Origin of the sequence: Flavobacterium sp. GP15 (assembly GCF_014281985.1) — a bacterium.
In the GTDB taxonomy this organism is placed as follows: Bacteria; Bacteroidota; Bacteroidia; order Flavobacteriales; family Flavobacteriaceae; genus Flavobacterium; species Flavobacterium pygoscelis.
In genome coordinates, this window is the sequence record NZ_JACFTC010000002.1 from 547,917 (window position 1) to 562,197 (window position 14,281).

27 protein-coding genes are annotated in these 14,281 nt (G+C 35.7%); all 27 read left to right on the forward strand.

Going from position 1 to position 14,281, the window contains the following annotated elements:
- Positions 1-64: 64 nt before the first annotated feature.
- The 27 genes from rpsL (at position 65) to ykgO (ending at position 14,280) form a co-directional block, all read left to right on the forward strand.
- On the forward strand, positions 65-448 hold the full coding sequence (rpsL, locus tag H2650_RS06565) for a 30S ribosomal protein S12 (RefSeq protein ID WP_022828353.1): 384 nt from the start codon (positions 65-67) through the stop codon (positions 446-448).
- Positions 449-518: 70 nt separating this feature from the next.
- Positions 519-995: a 30S ribosomal protein S7 gene (gene rpsG / locus H2650_RS06570; RefSeq protein ID WP_035668130.1), complete on the forward strand. Its 477-nt coding sequence runs from the start codon at positions 519-521 to the stop codon at positions 993-995.
- A gap of 11 nt (positions 996-1,006) precedes the next feature.
- Positions 1,007-3,163: an elongation factor G gene (gene fusA / locus H2650_RS06575; RefSeq protein WP_188049961.1), complete on the forward strand. Its 2,157-nt coding sequence runs from the start codon at positions 1,007-1,009 to the stop codon at positions 3,161-3,163.
- A gap of 11 nt (positions 3,164-3,174) precedes the next feature.
- Positions 3,175-3,480, forward strand: coding sequence for a 30S ribosomal protein S10 (gene rpsJ / locus H2650_RS06580; RefSeq protein ID WP_011963470.1), 306 nt, complete (start codon positions 3,175-3,177; stop codon positions 3,478-3,480).
- 155 nt (positions 3,481-3,635) lie between these two features.
- Positions 3,636-4,253 (forward strand): 50S ribosomal protein L3, encoded by a 618-nt coding sequence (rplC, locus tag H2650_RS06585; RefSeq protein ID WP_072945403.1) that lies wholly within the window; start codon positions 3,636-3,638, stop codon positions 4,251-4,253.
- Positions 4,253-4,882, forward strand: a complete 630-nt coding sequence (rplD, locus tag H2650_RS06590; protein WP_035668126.1) for a 50S ribosomal protein L4 — start codon at positions 4,253-4,255, stop codon at positions 4,880-4,882. Before rplC ends, rplD begins: the two co-directional genes overlap by 1 nt.
- A gap of 6 nt (positions 4,883-4,888) precedes the next feature.
- Positions 4,889-5,179, forward strand: a complete 291-nt coding sequence (gene rplW, locus H2650_RS06595) for a 50S ribosomal protein L23 (protein ID WP_066081040.1) — start codon at positions 4,889-4,891, stop codon at positions 5,177-5,179.
- Positions 5,180-5,185: 6 nt separating this feature from the next.
- Complete coding sequence (gene rplB / locus H2650_RS06600) at positions 5,186-6,010, forward strand: 50S ribosomal protein L2 (protein WP_035668122.1); 825 nt, start codon at positions 5,186-5,188, stop codon at positions 6,008-6,010.
- Between the two features lie 6 nt (positions 6,011-6,016).
- Positions 6,017-6,295, forward strand: a complete 279-nt coding sequence (rpsS, locus tag H2650_RS06605) for a 30S ribosomal protein S19 (RefSeq protein WP_007136562.1) — start codon at positions 6,017-6,019, stop codon at positions 6,293-6,295.
- Positions 6,296-6,301: 6 nt separating this feature from the next.
- Entirely contained in the window at positions 6,302-6,712 is a 411-nt protein-coding gene (gene rplV, locus H2650_RS06610) for a 50S ribosomal protein L22 (RefSeq protein WP_007136561.1), read from the forward strand.
- Positions 6,713-6,718: 6 nt separating this feature from the next.
- Positions 6,719-7,480: a 30S ribosomal protein S3 gene (gene rpsC, locus H2650_RS06615; RefSeq protein ID WP_039110223.1), complete on the forward strand. Its 762-nt coding sequence runs from the start codon at positions 6,719-6,721 to the stop codon at positions 7,478-7,480.
- A gap of 19 nt (positions 7,481-7,499) precedes the next feature.
- Complete coding sequence (rplP, locus tag H2650_RS06620) at positions 7,500-7,925, forward strand: 50S ribosomal protein L16 (protein WP_121925766.1); 426 nt, start codon at positions 7,500-7,502, stop codon at positions 7,923-7,925.
- Positions 7,926-7,938: 13 nt separating this feature from the next.
- Positions 7,939-8,130, forward strand: coding sequence for a 50S ribosomal protein L29 (gene rpmC, locus H2650_RS06625; RefSeq protein WP_066081030.1), 192 nt, complete (start codon positions 7,939-7,941; stop codon positions 8,128-8,130).
- Positions 8,131-8,147: 17 nt separating this feature from the next.
- Positions 8,148-8,408, forward strand: a complete 261-nt coding sequence (rpsQ, locus tag H2650_RS06630) for a 30S ribosomal protein S17 (protein ID WP_072992295.1) — start codon at positions 8,148-8,150, stop codon at positions 8,406-8,408.
- A gap of 2 nt (positions 8,409-8,410) precedes the next feature.
- Positions 8,411-8,779 carry a 50S ribosomal protein L14 gene (gene rplN, locus H2650_RS06635; RefSeq protein WP_026717863.1) on the forward strand — a complete coding sequence of 123 codons (369 nt, stop codon included), beginning with the start codon at positions 8,411-8,413 and terminating at the stop codon, positions 8,777-8,779.
- An 11-nt stretch (positions 8,780-8,790) separates the two neighbouring features.
- Positions 8,791-9,105 carry a 50S ribosomal protein L24 gene (gene rplX / locus H2650_RS06640; RefSeq protein WP_188049962.1) on the forward strand — a complete coding sequence of 105 codons (315 nt, stop codon included), beginning with the start codon at positions 8,791-8,793 and terminating at the stop codon, positions 9,103-9,105.
- 2 nt (positions 9,106-9,107) lie between these two features.
- Positions 9,108-9,659 (forward strand): 50S ribosomal protein L5, encoded by a 552-nt coding sequence (rplE, locus tag H2650_RS06645; RefSeq protein ID WP_121925769.1) that lies wholly within the window; start codon positions 9,108-9,110, stop codon positions 9,657-9,659.
- A gap of 3 nt (positions 9,660-9,662) precedes the next feature.
- Positions 9,663-9,932, forward strand: coding sequence for a 30S ribosomal protein S14 (gene rpsN / locus H2650_RS06650; RefSeq protein WP_188049963.1), 270 nt, complete (start codon positions 9,663-9,665; stop codon positions 9,930-9,932).
- Positions 9,933-10,056: 124 nt separating this feature from the next.
- Positions 10,057-10,455 (forward strand): 30S ribosomal protein S8, encoded by a 399-nt coding sequence (gene rpsH / locus H2650_RS06655; RefSeq protein ID WP_121925770.1) that lies wholly within the window; start codon positions 10,057-10,059, stop codon positions 10,453-10,455.
- Between the two features lie 18 nt (positions 10,456-10,473).
- Positions 10,474-11,016 (forward strand): 50S ribosomal protein L6, encoded by a 543-nt coding sequence (rplF, locus tag H2650_RS06660; protein ID WP_121925771.1) that lies wholly within the window; start codon positions 10,474-10,476, stop codon positions 11,014-11,016.
- Positions 11,017-11,027: 11 nt separating this feature from the next.
- The gene (rplR, locus tag H2650_RS06665) at positions 11,028-11,378 is read left to right on the forward strand and encodes a 50S ribosomal protein L18 (protein WP_121925772.1); all 351 of its coding nucleotides are present in this window, start codon (positions 11,028-11,030) and stop codon (positions 11,376-11,378) included.
- Positions 11,379-11,384: 6 nt separating this feature from the next.
- On the forward strand, positions 11,385-11,912 hold the full coding sequence (gene rpsE / locus H2650_RS06670) for a 30S ribosomal protein S5 (protein WP_121925773.1): 528 nt from the start codon (positions 11,385-11,387) through the stop codon (positions 11,910-11,912).
- A 12-nt stretch (positions 11,913-11,924) separates the two neighbouring features.
- Complete coding sequence (gene rpmD, locus H2650_RS06675; protein WP_166138180.1) at positions 11,925-12,107, forward strand: 50S ribosomal protein L30; 183 nt, start codon at positions 11,925-11,927, stop codon at positions 12,105-12,107.
- A gap of 11 nt (positions 12,108-12,118) precedes the next feature.
- Entirely contained in the window at positions 12,119-12,571 is a 453-nt protein-coding gene (gene rplO, locus H2650_RS06680) for a 50S ribosomal protein L15 (RefSeq protein ID WP_066081007.1), read from the forward strand.
- 13 nt (positions 12,572-12,584) lie between these two features.
- The gene (gene secY / locus H2650_RS06685; protein WP_188049964.1) at positions 12,585-13,931 is read left to right on the forward strand and encodes a preprotein translocase subunit SecY; all 1,347 of its coding nucleotides are present in this window, start codon (positions 12,585-12,587) and stop codon (positions 13,929-13,931) included.
- A 4-nt stretch (positions 13,932-13,935) separates the two neighbouring features.
- Positions 13,936-14,151, forward strand: a complete 216-nt coding sequence (gene infA, locus H2650_RS06690) for a translation initiation factor IF-1 (RefSeq protein WP_007136545.1) — start codon at positions 13,936-13,938, stop codon at positions 14,149-14,151.
- A gap of 12 nt (positions 14,152-14,163) precedes the next feature.
- Positions 14,164-14,280 carry a type B 50S ribosomal protein L36 gene (gene ykgO / locus H2650_RS06695; protein ID WP_008992256.1) on the forward strand — a complete coding sequence of 39 codons (117 nt, stop codon included), beginning with the start codon at positions 14,164-14,166 and terminating at the stop codon, positions 14,278-14,280.
- Position 14,281 lies beyond the last annotated feature (1 nt).

The window sequence follows — 14,281 nt, forward strand, 5'->3', positions numbered from 1 at the left end:
TTCTACATTTGCAACCCCGTAAAAAGCGGGAATTTAATATAATAAGAAATTTTTAGTATTAATTATGCCAACAATTCAACAATTAGTAAGAACAGGAAGAACTCAGATGACTAAGAAGAGTAAATCGGTTGCTTTAGATTCTTGTCCTCAAAGAAGAGGGGTTTGTACGCGTGTTTACACTACAACACCAAAAAAACCAAACTCTGCAATGCGTAAAGTAGCGCGTGTACGTTTGACAAATGGTAATGAAGTAAATGCCTACATCCCTGGTGAAGGACACAATCTACAAGAGCACTCGATAGTATTAGTTAGGGGTGGAAGGGTAAAAGATTTACCAGGAGTTAGATATCATATCGTTCGTGGTGCACTTGATACGTCAGGAGTAGCAGGAAGAACGCAAAGAAGATCTAAGTACGGAGCAAAACGCCCAAAAGAAGCAAAAAAGTAATTTAAAGTTTGCATTATATAGGCACGATTAATCGTGACTTATAGGTGTGTAATTTTATTAAAAAAAAGACATGAGAAAAAGAGCGGCAAAGAAGAGACCACTTTTACCAGATCCAAGGTTTAATGACCAACTGGTAACACGTTTTGTGAACAACTTAATGTGGGATGGAAAGAAATCGACAGCGTTTAAAGTATTTTATGATGCTATTGACATCATTGAGTCTAAAAAACAAGATGCAGAAAAACCATCATTAGAAATATGGAAAGATGCTTTAACTAACGTTATGCCTCACGTAGAAGTACGTAGTCGTAGAGTAGGTGGAGCTACATTCCAAATACCAATGCAAATTCGTCCAGATAGAAAAATTTCTATGGCGATGAAATGGTTAATTCTATATTCAAGAAGAAGAAACGAAAAGTCAATGGCTCAAAGGTTAGCTTCAGAATGTTTAGCTGCGGCTAAAGAAGAAGGTGCTGCTGTTAAGAAAAGAATGGATACTCACAAAATGGCAGAAGCTAATAAAGCTTTCTCTCACTTTAGATTTTAATTCATAGAGAAATGGCTAGAGACTTAAGATATACAAGAAATATTGGAATCGCTGCTCACATTGATGCTGGTAAAACAACAACAACAGAGCGTATTCTTTTTTATACAGGGAAGAACCATAAAATTGGTGAAACTCACGAAGGTTCTGCAACAATGGACTGGATGGCACAAGAGCAAGAAAGAGGTATTACAATTACTTCTGCTGCTACAACTTGTGAGTGGAATTTTCCAACTCAACAAGGTAAAGTTTTGCCTGAATCGTTACCTTACCACTTTAATATTATTGATACTCCAGGACACGTTGATTTTACTGTAGAGGTGAATCGTTCTTTACGTGTGTTAGATGGTTTAGTTTTCTTGTTTAGTGCAGTTGATGGTGTTGAGCCTCAATCTGAAACGAACTGGAGATTAGCAGATCAATATAGAGTTCCGCGTATGGGATTCGTAAACAAAATGGACCGTCAAGGTTCTAACTTCTTGGGAGTATGCCAACAAGTTAGAGACATGTTGAAATCTAATGCTGTTGCGATTACTTTGCCAATTGGTGAAGAGAATGATTTCAAAGGAGTAGTTGACTTAGTGAAAAATCAAGCTATGATTTGGCATGATGAAAATCACGGTGCTACTTATGATATTGTGCCTATCCCTGAGGATATGCTTGCAGAAGTGAAAGAATATAGATCTATTTTGATTGAAGCAGTTGCTGATTACGATGAGAATCTTTTAGATAAGTACATGGAAGATGAAACTTCTATTACTGAAGAGGAGATAAACAACGCATTAAGAGCGGCTACTATTGACATGGCGATTATACCTATGTTATGTGGATCATCATTCAAAAACAAAGGAGTTCAGTTTTTATTAGATGCAGTTTGTAAATACTTACCATCTCCAATGGAGAAAGAAGGTATTTGGGGAATTCATCCTGATGATGCTGAATTGTTAGAAGAAGACCAAGTTAAAATCTTACGTAAGCCATCTGTAGCTGAGCCATTCGCGGCTTTAGCTTTTAAAATTGCTACTGACCCATTCGTAGGTCGTTTAGCGTTTTTCCGTGCTTACTCAGGACGTTTAGATGCAGGTTCATATATCTTGAACACTCGTTCAGGAAACAAAGAAAGAATTTCTCGTATCTATCAAATGCACGCTAACAAGCAAAATCCAATCGATTTTATCGAAGCTGGAGATATTGGGGCAGCAGTTGGGTTTAAAGATATCAAGACTGGAGATACAATGTGTGATGAAAAACACCCAATTATTCTTGAGTCAATGAAGTTTCCAGCTCCGGTAATCGGGGTTGCAATTGAGCCTAAAACTAAAGTTGATGTTGATAAAATGGGTATGGCTTTAGCTAAATTAGCTGAAGAAGATCCTACGTTTACAGTTAGAACTGATGAAGCTTCAGGTCAAACTATTATATCAGGTATGGGTGAGCTTCACTTAGATGTACTTATCGATCGTATGAGACGTGAGTTTAAAGTTGAAGTGAATCAAGGTGAGCCTCAAGTTGAATATAAAGAAGCTTTTACAAGATCTGCAACGCACAGAGAAACGTACAAGAAACAATCTGGAGGTCGTGGTAAATTCGGTGATATCGTATTTACATTAGAGCCTGCTGATGAAGTAGACGGTAAAGCTCCAGTTGGATTACAGTTCGTAAATGCTGTAAAAGGTGGTAACGTTCCTAAAGAATATATCCCATCTGTTGAAAAAGGTTTTAGAGAAGCTATGAAAACTGGTCCATTAGCTGGATACCAAGTAGATAGTTTGAAAGTAACTTTGACAGACGGATCTTTTCACCCTGTGGATTCAGATGCACTATCTTTTGAGTTAGCTGCTAGAATGGGTTACAGAGAAGTAGCTAAAGCTGCTGGAGCTGTTATTCTTGAGCCAATCATGAAGATGGAAGTTATTACGCCAGAAGAAAACATGGGTGATATCGTAGGTGATATCAACCGTCGTAGAGGTCAGGTAAATGACATGGGTGATAGAGCTGGTGCTAAAACTATTAAAGCGGATGTTCCGTTATCAGAAATGTTTGGTTATGTTACAACATTAAGAACACTTTCTTCTGGTAGAGCAACTTCTACAATGGAATTTTCACACTACGCTGAAACACCTGCTAATATTTCGGAAGCAGTAATCAAAAAAGCAAAAGGAAACGCTTAATCTTTAAGAAAATGAGTCAAAAAATCAGAATAAAATTAAAATCTTACGATCACATGTTGGTAGACAAGTCTGCTGAGAAGATTGTAAAAACTGTTAAGAGTACAGGTGCAGTAGTTACAGGACCAATTCCTTTGCCAACTCACAAAAAACTTTTCACTGTATTGCGTTCTCCACACGTTAACAAAAAAGCGAGAGAGCAATTTGAAGTAATGTCATACAAGAGATTAATTGACATTTATTCATCTTCATCTAAAACTATTGATGCTTTAATGAAACTTGAATTGCCAAGTGGAGTTGAAGTTGAAATCAAAGTTTAAGTAGTTTAAGAGTAAAAAAGAACGCTGCTTTTAATTGAAAAATATTTTTTTTGGTTTGTGTGCAAATAAGTTATACTTTTGCACCACTAAAAAAAATAGGATTCGGTTAAAAGCTGCGTTCTATGTTTATATTTAATAATTAATAATTAATAATTATGTCTGGGTTAATTGGTAGAAAAATCGGCATGACTAGCATTTTCGACGAAAACGGGAAAAACATTCCTTGTACAGTAATCGAAGCTGGACCATGCGTTGTTACCCAAGTCAGAACCAAAGGTGTTGACGGGTACGAAGCGTTGCAACTAGGTTTCGATGACAAAAACGAGAAACATTCCACAAAAGCGGCCTTAGGTCACTTTAAAAAAGCGGGAACTGTAGCTAAGAAAAAAGTCGTTGAATTCCAAGATTTTGCAACTGAACAAAAATTAGGAGATCTTATAGATGTTTCTATTTTTGCTGAAGGAGAATTTGTAGATGTACAAGGTGTATCTAAAGGTAAAGGTTTTCAAGGGGTTGTTAAACGTCACGGTTTTGGTGGTGTTGGACAAGCAACTCACGGTCAACACAACCGTTTAAGAGCGCCAGGTTCTGTAGGAGCTTCTTCTTATCCATCTAGAGTATTCAAAGGAATGCGTATGGCTGGACGTATGGGAGGAGACAATGTAAAAGTTCAAAACCTTAGAGTTTTAAAAGTAGTTGCTGAAAAGAACCTACTTGTTATAAAAGGATGTGTTCCTGGTCATAACAACTCTTATGTAATCATTCAGAAGTAATGGAAGCAAAAGTATTAGATTTCAACGGAAAAGATACTGGAAGAAAAGTTCAACTTTCTGATTCAGTATTTGGTATAGAACCAAACAATCACGCAGTATACCTTGATGTAAAGCAATATCTTGCTAATCAAAGACAAGGAACGCACAAAGCTAAAGAAAGAGCTGAAGTAGCGGGAAGTACTCGTAAGATAAAAAAACAAAAAGGAACTGGTACTGCTCGTGCGGGTAGTGCAAAGAATCCATTGTTTAAAGGTGGTGGAACAGTTTTCGGACCAAGACCAAGAAGTTATTCATTCAAATTGAATAAAAGCTTGAAACGTTTGGCTAGAAAATCAGCTTTCTCAATCAAAGCAAAAGAATCGAATATTATCGTTCTTGAAGACTTTAATTTTGAAACACCAAACACTAAAAATTTCATCAACGTTTTGAAAGCTTTAGAGTTAGAAAATAAAAAATCTCTATTTGTATTGGGTGATACCAATAAAAATGTATATTTGTCCTCACGCAATTTAAAAGGCTCTAGCGTTGTAAGTAGCTTAGAATTAAGCACTTATGCTATTCTAAATGCTAATAATTTAGTTCTTTTAGAGAGTTCTTTAGAGATAATTGAAGAAAATTTAAGTAAATAATAGGATATGAGCATCATAATTAAGCCTATAGTAACGGAAAAAGTAACCAAAGAAAGTGAAGTTTTAAACCGCTTCGGATTCGTTGTTGACAAAAAAGCCAATAAAGTACAAATTAAGAAAGCTATTGAAGCTGCTTATGGAGTAACGATTTTGAGCGTTAACACGATGAACGTAAGACCGGATAGAACTACAAAATACACTAAAAGTGGTTTAATCAGTGGAAAGACAAATGCAATCAAAAAAGCAATTGTACAAGTACAAGAAGGAGAAACAATTGATTTTTACAACAATATCTAAGATAAAATGTCAGTAAGAAAATTAAAACCTATTACCCCAGGTCAGCGATTTAGAGTTGTGAATGGTTATGACGCCATTACAACTGATAAGCCGGAACGCTCTTTGATAGCGCCGATAAAAAACTCTGGAGGTAGAAATAGTCAAGGAAAGATGACCATGCGTTATACGGGTGGTGGTCACAAGCAGAGATATCGTATTATTGATTTCAAACGTACAAAAGAAGGAATTCCAGCTACAGTGAAATCAATCGAATATGATCCAAATCGTACTGCTTTTATCGCATTATTAGCTTATGCTGATGGTGAGAAAACTTATGTTATTGCTCAAAACGGATTGAAAGTTGGTCAGAAATTAGTTTCTGGTCCAGAATCTCAACCTGAAATTGGTAATACATTACCTTTAAGTAGAGTTCCACTAGGAACTGTAATTTCTTGTATCGAATTGAGACCAGGACAAGGAGCTGTAATCGCTCGTTCTGCTGGAACATTTGCTCAATTAATGGCAAGAGATGGAAAATATGCTACAATCAAAATGCCTTCTGGTGAAACAAGATTAATCTTGTTGACTTGTTCGGCTACAATTGGAGCGGTTTCAAATTCAGACCACCAATTAGTTGTATCTGGTAAAGCAGGTAGAACAAGATGGTTAGGTAGAAGACCTAGAACAAGACCTGTTGCAATGAACCCTGTCGATCACCCAATGGGTGGTGGTGAAGGACGTTCTTCTGGTGGACATCCACGTTCAAGAAATGGAATACCAGCTAAAGGTTATAGAACTCGTTCTAAGAAAAACCCGAGTAACAAGTATATCGTAGAACGTAGAAAGAAATAATAAGATATGGCACGTTCATTAAAAAAAGGACCTTTCGTTCATTATAAGTTAGACAAGAAAGTTCAAGAAAACATCGCTGGTGGAAATAAAGGAGTAGTTAAGACTTGGTCTCGCGCTTCTATGATTACTCCAGACTTTGTTGGACAAACTATCGCAGTTCATAACGGTCGTCAATTTGTACCAGTTTACGTAACAGAAAACATGGTAGGTCACAAATTAGGAGAATTTTCACCAACTAGATCTTTTAGAGGTCATGCTGGAGCAAAAAATAAAGGTAAAAAATAAGAAGCAATGGGAGTTCGTAAAAGAGAAACAGCAGATGCGAGAAAAGAGGCTAATAAGTCTATAGCTTTCGCAAAATTGAATAACTGCCCTACTTCACCTAGAAAAATGCGCTTAGTAGCGGACTTGGTAAGAGGTCAGAAGGTAGAGAGAGCATTGAACATCTTAAGATTTAGTTCTAAAGAAGCTTCAAGAAAATTAGAAAAATTGGTTTTATCTGTTATTGCCAACTGGCAAGCAAAAAACCCAGACGCTAATATGGAAGAAGCTGGTTTATTTGTTAAAACGATTACAGTAGATGGTGGAATGATGTTGAAAAGACTTCGTCCAGCTCCACAAGGTCGTGCTCACAGAATTAGAAAACGTTCTAATCACGTAACAATCGTGCTTGGATCTATTAATAACACACAAGCAATTTAATACAAGATGGGACAAAAGACAAATCCAATTGGAAATAGACTTGGTATCATCAGAGGATGGGACTCAAACTGGTATGGTGGAAATGATTATGGTGATAAACTTGCCGAAGATCACAAAATCAGAAAGTATATCCATGCTCGTTTATCAAAAGCTAGTGTATCAAAAGTAATCATCGAGAGAACTTTGAAACTTGTAACCGTTACTATCACTACTGCTAGACCTGGTATCATTATCGGAAAAGGTGGACAAGAGGTAGACAAGTTGAAAGAAGAGCTTAAGAAAATTACTGACAAAGAGGTTCAAATCAACATCTTTGAAATAAAAAGACCTGAACTTGACGCGTATCTAGTTGCTACAAGCATCTGTCGTCAAATCGAAAGCCGTATTTCTTACAGACGTGCAATCAAAATGGCTATTGCTGCTTCTATGCGTATGAACGCTGAAGGTATCAAAGTTTTGATTTCTGGTCGTTTGAATGGTGCAGAGATGGCACGTTCAGAAGGTTTCAAAGAAGGAAGAATTCCTCTATCAACTTTCAGAGCCGATATTGATTATGCATTAGCTGAAGCGCATACTACTTATGGTAGAATGGGGATCAAAGTGTGGATCATGAAAGGTGAAGTTTATGGAAAGAGAGATCTTTCTCCGCTTGCTGGAATGGACAAAAAACAATCTGGTACTGGTGGAGGTAAAGGTGGAGATTCTCCAAGAGGAGACAGAAAACCTTTTAACAAAGGTGGAAAACCAGATGCTCGTAAACGAAAGTAAATTTTTAAATTAAAGAAAAATGTTACAGCCTAAAAGAACAAAATACCGTAAGGTACAAAAGGGTAAAATGAAAGGGAACTCTCATAGAGGGTATGAGCTTTCAAATGGAATGTTTGGTATTAAATCTGTACATGAAGATGGAATGTTCTTAACCTCACGTCAAATCGAAGCTGCGCGTATTGCTGCAACTCGTTTTATGAAAAGAGAAGGACAATTATGGATCAAAGTATTTCCAGACAAACCAATTACTAAGAAGCCTCTTGAGGTACGTATGGGTAAAGGTAAAGGAGCCGTTGAATATTGGGCTGCTGTTGTTAAACCCGGAAGAATTATGTTTGAAGTTGGAGGAGTTCCTTTATCAGTTGCAAAAGAGGCATTACGTCTTGCAGCTCAAAAGCTTCCAGTAAAAACAAAATTCGTTGTTGCTAGAGATTTCGAAGCATAATCTATATTATATTATGAAACAATCAGAAATAAAAGATCTTTCTGCAGCAGAGTTGCAAGAAAAGCTTAGCCAGACTAAGAAAACATATGCTGATCTAAAAATGGCTCACGCTATTTCACCAATTGAGAACCCACTTCAAATTAGAAGTGTAAGAAGAGTGGTTGCTAGATTAGCTACAGAACTTACTAAAAGAGAGTTACAATAACTGTAGTCTGCTGAAAGATGGAAGAAAAAAGAAATTTAAGAAAAGAGAGAATTGGTGTTGTGACTTCAGACAAAATGGATAAGTCTATTGTTGTTGCAGAAGTACGTAAAGTAAAACACCCATTATACGGTAAGTTCGTGTTGAAAACTAAAAAGTATCACGCACACGACGAAATGAACGACTGTAACATTGGAGATACGGTAAGGATTAGCGAAACGCGTCCTTTAAGTAAAACTAAATGTTGGAGGTTAGTTGAAATCTTAGAAAGAGCTAAATAATTATGGTACAACAAGAGTCAAGATTAAAAGTAGCAGATAACACTGGAGCTAAAGAAGTTTTAACTATCCGTGTTTTAGGAGGTACCAAAAGAAGGTATGCCTCTGTTGGTGACAAAATTGTAGTTTCTATCAAAGATACAGCACCTAACGGAAGCGTTAAAAAAGGGGCTGTTTCAACTGCAGTTGTTGTACGTACCAAAAAAGAAGTGAGAAGAGCTGATGGTTCTTATATCCGTTTCGATGACAATGCATGTGTTCTTTTGAATGCTGCAGGTGAAATGAGAGGAACTCGTGTTTTTGGTCCAGTAGCAAGAGAACTTCGTGAAAAACAATTCATGAAAATTGTATCATTAGCACCAGAAGTGCTTTAATTCGTTTTAAGATGATAAAGCTAAAAATAAAATCAGGTGACATCGTAAGAGTAATTGCTGGAGACCATAAAGGTGCTGAAGGTAAAGTATTACGTGTGTACAAAGAGAAAAACAAAGCGATTGTTGAAGGTGTAAATATGGTTTCTAAACACACGAAACCAAGTGCAAAAAGCCCTCAAGGTGGTATTGTAAAGAAAGAAGCTTCTATACAAATATCTAACATCTCTTTAATTGATCCTAAAACTAAGGAAACAACTAGAGTTGGTATTAGAGTAGAAGGAGATAAGAAAGTAAGATTTTCAAAAAAATCTAATCAAGTACTATAGTAATGGCGTATATACCTAGACTAAAAGAAGAATATAAGAGCAGAGTAATCGCTGCTCTTAAAGAGGAATTCGGATACGTAAACGTAATGCAAGTTCCTAAATTGGAAAAAATCGTTTTAAGTAAAGGAGTTGGTGCAGCTGTATCTGATAAAAAACTAATTGACTATGCAGTTGATGAGTTAACAAAGATCACTGGACAGAAAGCAGTATCTACTATCTCTAAGAAAGACGTTGCGTCTTTTAAATTGAGAAAAGGGATGCCGATTGGAGCAAAAGTTACTTTGCGTGGAGAAAGAATGTATGAGTTTTTAGATAGACTTGTAACTTCAGCTTTGCCACGTGTTAGAGATTTTAGTGGTATCAAAGCTACTGGATTCGATGGAAGAGGTAATTACAATCTTGGTGTTTTAGAGCAAATCATTTTCCCAGAAATTGATATTGACAAAGTAAACAAAATATCAGGAATGGATATTACTTTTGTAACGTCTGCAAAAACGGATAAAGAAGCAAAGTCTCTATTAACAGAATTAGGATTACCTTTTAAAAAGAATTAAGACATGGCTAAAGAATCAATGAAAGCCCGCGAGGTTAAGAGAGAAAAAACAGTAGCTAAGTTTGCTGAGAAAAGAAAAGCTTTGTTAGAAGCTGGAGATTTCGTAGGTTTGCAAAAGTTACCGAAAAATGCTTCACCAGTTCGTTTGCACAATCGTTGTAAATTAACAGGTAGACCAAGAGGATATATGCGTCAATTCGGTCTTTCACGTGTTACATTTCGTGAAATGGCAAATAACGGATTGATTCCAGGTGTTAAAAAAGCATCTTGGTAATACGTAATTTTATTACGTTCTGATACAGACGCAACCTAGTTACGTCTGTATCATTCATATTTATAAACTGGTTTCAGGTTCGATGAATAGTTCATCGAAAACCAAAACCGCAAATTGATACATAATGTATACAGATCCTATTGCTGATTATTTGACAAGAGTTCGTAACGCTGTGGCTGCAAACCACAAAGTTGTAGAAATTCCTGCATCTAATCTAAAAAAAGAAATAACTAAGATCTTATTTGATCAAGGTTATATCTTGAGTTACAAATTTGAGGACAACGCTGTTCAGGGTTCAATCAAAATCGCTTTAAAGTATGATAAAGATACTAAAGAGCCGGTAATTAAAGATATCCAAAGAATTAGTAAACCAGGTTTACGTAAATATTCAAGTTCTTCATCTATTCCTAGAATCCTTAACGGATTAGGTATTGCTATCGTGTCAACTTCTAAAGGGTTAATGACTGGAAAGAAAGCAAAACAATTGAACGTAGGTGGTGAAGTTATTTGTTACGTATACTAATTTAAAGACTATATAAAGATGTCAAGAATAGGTAAAAGTCCGGTAACTATACCAGCTGGTGTAACTGTTGAAGTTGCAAATGGTATTATTACAGTAAAAGGAAAAAATGGTCAACTAACTCAGGAGTTTTCGGACGTTACTGTTACAGTTGAAGGCGATCAAGTTCAAGTAGAAAGATCGTCTGATCACAAAGACCAAAGAGCAAAACATGGTTTGTACAGATCTTTAATCAATAATATGATTATCGGTGTTACAGAAGGTTTTACAAAGTCATTAGAATTGGTAGGAGTTGGTTATAGAGCTTCAAATCAAGGACAAAAATTAGATTTAGCACTTGGATTCTCTCACAATATAGTTTTAGAAATTGCTCCTGAAGTTACTTTAGAAACAATATCTGAAAAAGGTAAGAACCCTATAGTTAAATTAACATCATTTGACAAACAACTTTTAGGGCAAGTAGCTGCGAAAATCAGAGGTTTCCGTAAGCCAGAGCCGTATAAAGGAAAAGGTGTTAAATTTGTAGGTGAAGTATTAAGAAGAAAAGCAGGTAAATCAGCTTAAAAAATAAGATTATGTCATTAACAAAACCTGAAAGAAGACAAAGAATTAGATTCAGAATTAGAAAAACGATTAGTGGTACTGCTACAAATCCAAGACTATCTGTATTTAGAAGTAACAAAGAAATTTACGCTCAACTTATTGATGACGTAAACGGTGTTACTTTATTAGCAGCTTCTTCAAGAGAAAAAGAAATAGGTAACGGTACGAATATCGAAGTGGCTACAGCAGTTGGAAAACTAGTTGCTGAAAAAGCTTTAAAAGCCGGAATTGAGGTAGTAACTTTCGATAGAGGAGGTTATTTATATCACGGTCGTATTAAATCATTAGCGGAAGGCGCAAGAGCGGCTGGACTTAAATTCTAATATAGTATGTCTAATAGTAAATACAAGAATGTAGAGTTAGTAAAACCAAGTGGTCTTGAATTAAAAGATCGTTTGGTAAGTGTAAATCGTGTTACTAAGGTTACAAAAGGTGGTAGAGCTTTCGGTTTTTCTGCTATTGTAGTTGTAGGTGATGAAAATGGAGTGGTTGGACATGGTTTAGGGAAATCTAAAGACGTTTCTGAAGCAATTGCGAAAGCAGTAGAAGATGCTAAGAAAAATCTAGTTAAGATTCCTTTGAATGGTCTTTCAGTTCCTCACGAACAAAAAGGTAAATTTGGTGGTGCACGTGTTTTCTTAATTCCTGCCTCTCATGGTACAGGAGTTATTGCTGGTGGAGCTGTTCGTTCAGTTCTTGAATCAGTAGGGATTCATGATGTATTATCTAAATCACAAGGATCTTCAAATCCTCACAACGTAGTAAAAGCAACTTTTGATGCTTTATTACAAATGAGAAGTGCTTATGCTGTTGCAAAACAAAGAGGTGTTTCTTTAGAAAAAGTTTTTAAAGGTTAATTCAAGGAAATTATGGCTAAATTATTAGTAAAACAAGTTAGAAGCAAAATCAACTGTCCTCTTTCTCAAAAGAGAGGATTAGAAGCTTTAGGTCTACGTAAAATGGGACAAGTTGTAGAGCATGATTCAAACCCTACAATCCTTGGGATGATAAATAAAGTTAAACACTTAGTTTCTGTTGAAGAAACTAAATAACAAATACTGTTATGAATTTAAGTAACTTACAACCTGCTGAAGGTTCTACACACAATCAGAATAAAAGATTAGGTAGAGGAGAAGGTTCTGGAAAAGGTGGTACTTCTGCAAGAGGACACAAAGGAGCAAAATCTCGTTCTGGTTATTCTAAAAAGATTGGTTTTGAGGGAGGGCAAATGCCACTTCAAAGACGTGTGCCTAAGTTTGGTTTTACAAACATCAATCGTAAAGATTACGAAGGTGTAAATCTTGATACACTTCAACTTTTAGTTGATAATGGTGTTATTAAAGATACTGTTGATATGACAGTTTATGTTGCTAATCGTTTAGCTACTAAAAATGAAATCGTAAAGATTTTAGGTAGAGGTGAATTGACAGCAAAATTAAAAGTAACCGCTCACAAATTTACTGCTACTGCAAAAGCTGCTATTGAAGCTGCTGGTGGAGAAGCTGTAACAATGTAATTTTTCTATTAATATGAAGAAATTTATTGAATCAATAAGTAATGTTTGGAAAATTGAAGAACTTAAAAATAGAATCTTAATTACATTAGGATTACTTTTAGTTTATCGTTTTGGGGCGCAAGTTACCCTACCAGGCATTGATGCTACACAGTTAGGTAATTTAGCTGGGCAAACCAAAGAGGGAATTGGTTCAATTCTTGACATGTTTACTGGAGGTGCATTTTCTCAAGCGTCAGTTTTTGCTTTAGGAATTATGCCTTATATTTCTGCTTCAATTGTAGTTCAGTTAATGGGAATTGCTATTCCTTATTTACAAAAATTGCAAAGTGATGGAGAAAGCGGTAGAAAAAAGATTAATCAAATTACTCGTTGGTTGACAATTGGAATAACTTTAGTTCAAGGTCCAACTTACATCTATAATTTATATAGAACATTACCTAGTAATGCATTTTTATTGGGGTTCAATTCATTTGAATTCTTATTTTCTTCAGTAGTTATTTTAGTTACAGGTACAATTTTCGCCATGTGGTTAGGAGAGAAAATTACTGATAAGGGAATTGGAAATGGTATATCATTGTTGATTATGGTTGGTATTTTAGCTAGGCTGCCACAAGCATTTATTCAGGAATTTACAACTAGGGTTACCAACAATAATGGTGGTCCAATGTTATTAGTTATTGAAATCATTGTTTGGTTACTAGTTATTATCTGTTGTGTACTCTTAGTTATGGCAGTTAGAAAAATACCTGTTCAGTATGCACGTCGTACAACTTCAGGTGATTTCGAGCAAGATATGCTTAATGGAAATAGACAATGGATTCCTTTGAAGCTTAATGCTTCTGGAGTTATGCCAATAATATTTGCACAAGCGATTATGTTTATACCAGCTGCTTTAGCCGGTTTGTCAAAATCAGATGCATCACAATCTGTCGTTGGTGCTTTTAGTAATATGTTTGGTTTTTGGTATAATTTTGTATTTGCAACTTTAATTATTGTCTTTACATTCTTTTACACGGCCATTACTGTTCCTACGAACAAAATGTCAGATGACTTGAAAAGAAGTGGTGGATTTATTCCAGGGATTCGTCCAGGAGTTGAAACCTCAGATTATCTTGACAAAGTGATGTCTTTAATAACTTTTCCAGGATCTTTATTTCTAGCTCTAATTGCTGTGTTCCCAGCAATAATTGTAAGTGTTATGGATGTTCAACAATCTTGGGCAATGTTTTTTGGAGGTACTTCATTAATAATTATGGTTGGAGTTGCCATAGATACAATGCAGCAAATCAATTCATATTTGTTGAACAAACATTATGATGGTTTAATGAAAAGTGGAAAAAATAGAAAAGCAGTAGCTTAACTTTATGGCAAAACAATCAGCAATAGAACAAGACGGGTCAATCATCGAAGCATTATCAAATGCGATGTTCCGTGTAGAGTTAGAGAATGGACATATTGTAATCGCCCATATTTCTGGAAAAATGCGTATGCATTATATCAAATTATTACCTGGTGATAAAGTGAAGCTAGAAATGAGCCCTTATGACTTGTCAAAAGCAAGAATTACTTATAGATATTAAAGGATATTCAAAATGAAAGTTAGAGCTTCAGTAAAAAAGAGAAGTCCCGAGTGCAAAATTGTGCGAAGAAAAGGGAGATTGTACGTAATAAACAAAAAGAATCCTAGATTTAAACAAAGACAAGGATAAT

Bases quoted from the DNA above. Each gene is read 5' to 3' on its own strand.
- rpsL (WP_022828353.1), top strand. From the start codon at position 65: ATGCCAACAATTCAACAATTAGTAAGAACAGGAAGAACTCAGATGACT.
- rpsG (WP_035668130.1), top strand. From the start codon at position 519: ATGAGAAAAAGAGCGGCAAAGAAGAGACCACTTTTACCAGATCCAAGG.
- fusA (WP_188049961.1), top strand. From the start codon at position 1,007: ATGGCTAGAGACTTAAGATATACAAGAAATATTGGAATCGCTGCTCAC.
- rpsJ (WP_011963470.1), top strand. From the start codon at position 3,175: ATGAGTCAAAAAATCAGAATAAAATTAAAATCTTACGATCACATGTTG.
- rplC (WP_072945403.1), top strand. From the start codon at position 3,636: ATGTCTGGGTTAATTGGTAGAAAAATCGGCATGACTAGCATTTTCGAC.
- rplD (WP_035668126.1), top strand. From the start codon at position 4,253: ATGGAAGCAAAAGTATTAGATTTCAACGGAAAAGATACTGGAAGAAAA.
- rplW (WP_066081040.1), top strand. From the start codon at position 4,889: ATGAGCATCATAATTAAGCCTATAGTAACGGAAAAAGTAACCAAAGAA.
- rplB (WP_035668122.1), top strand. From the start codon at position 5,186: ATGTCAGTAAGAAAATTAAAACCTATTACCCCAGGTCAGCGATTTAGA.
- rpsS (WP_007136562.1), top strand. From the start codon at position 6,017: ATGGCACGTTCATTAAAAAAAGGACCTTTCGTTCATTATAAGTTAGAC.
- rplV (WP_007136561.1), top strand. From the start codon at position 6,302: ATGGGAGTTCGTAAAAGAGAAACAGCAGATGCGAGAAAAGAGGCTAAT.
- rpsC (WP_039110223.1), top strand. From the start codon at position 6,719: ATGGGACAAAAGACAAATCCAATTGGAAATAGACTTGGTATCATCAGA.
- rplP (WP_121925766.1), top strand. From the start codon at position 7,500: ATGTTACAGCCTAAAAGAACAAAATACCGTAAGGTACAAAAGGGTAAA.
- rpmC (WP_066081030.1), top strand. From the start codon at position 7,939: ATGAAACAATCAGAAATAAAAGATCTTTCTGCAGCAGAGTTGCAAGAA.
- rpsQ (WP_072992295.1), top strand. From the start codon at position 8,148: ATGGAAGAAAAAAGAAATTTAAGAAAAGAGAGAATTGGTGTTGTGACT.
- rplN (WP_026717863.1), top strand. From the start codon at position 8,411: ATGGTACAACAAGAGTCAAGATTAAAAGTAGCAGATAACACTGGAGCT.
- rplX (WP_188049962.1), top strand. From the start codon at position 8,791: ATGATAAAGCTAAAAATAAAATCAGGTGACATCGTAAGAGTAATTGCT.
- rplE (WP_121925769.1), top strand. From the start codon at position 9,108: ATGGCGTATATACCTAGACTAAAAGAAGAATATAAGAGCAGAGTAATC.
- rpsN (WP_188049963.1), top strand. From the start codon at position 9,663: ATGGCTAAAGAATCAATGAAAGCCCGCGAGGTTAAGAGAGAAAAAACA.
- rpsH (WP_121925770.1), top strand. From the start codon at position 10,057: ATGTATACAGATCCTATTGCTGATTATTTGACAAGAGTTCGTAACGCT.
- rplF (WP_121925771.1), top strand. From the start codon at position 10,474: ATGTCAAGAATAGGTAAAAGTCCGGTAACTATACCAGCTGGTGTAACT.
- rplR (WP_121925772.1), top strand. From the start codon at position 11,028: ATGTCATTAACAAAACCTGAAAGAAGACAAAGAATTAGATTCAGAATT.
- rpsE (WP_121925773.1), top strand. From the start codon at position 11,385: ATGTCTAATAGTAAATACAAGAATGTAGAGTTAGTAAAACCAAGTGGT.
- rpmD (WP_166138180.1), top strand. From the start codon at position 11,925: ATGGCTAAATTATTAGTAAAACAAGTTAGAAGCAAAATCAACTGTCCT.
- rplO (WP_066081007.1), top strand. From the start codon at position 12,119: ATGAATTTAAGTAACTTACAACCTGCTGAAGGTTCTACACACAATCAG.
- secY (WP_188049964.1), top strand. From the start codon at position 12,585: ATGAAGAAATTTATTGAATCAATAAGTAATGTTTGGAAAATTGAAGAA.
- infA (WP_007136545.1), top strand. From the start codon at position 13,936: ATGGCAAAACAATCAGCAATAGAACAAGACGGGTCAATCATCGAAGCA.
- ykgO (WP_008992256.1), top strand. From the start codon at position 14,164: ATGAAAGTTAGAGCTTCAGTAAAAAAGAGAAGTCCCGAGTGCAAAATT.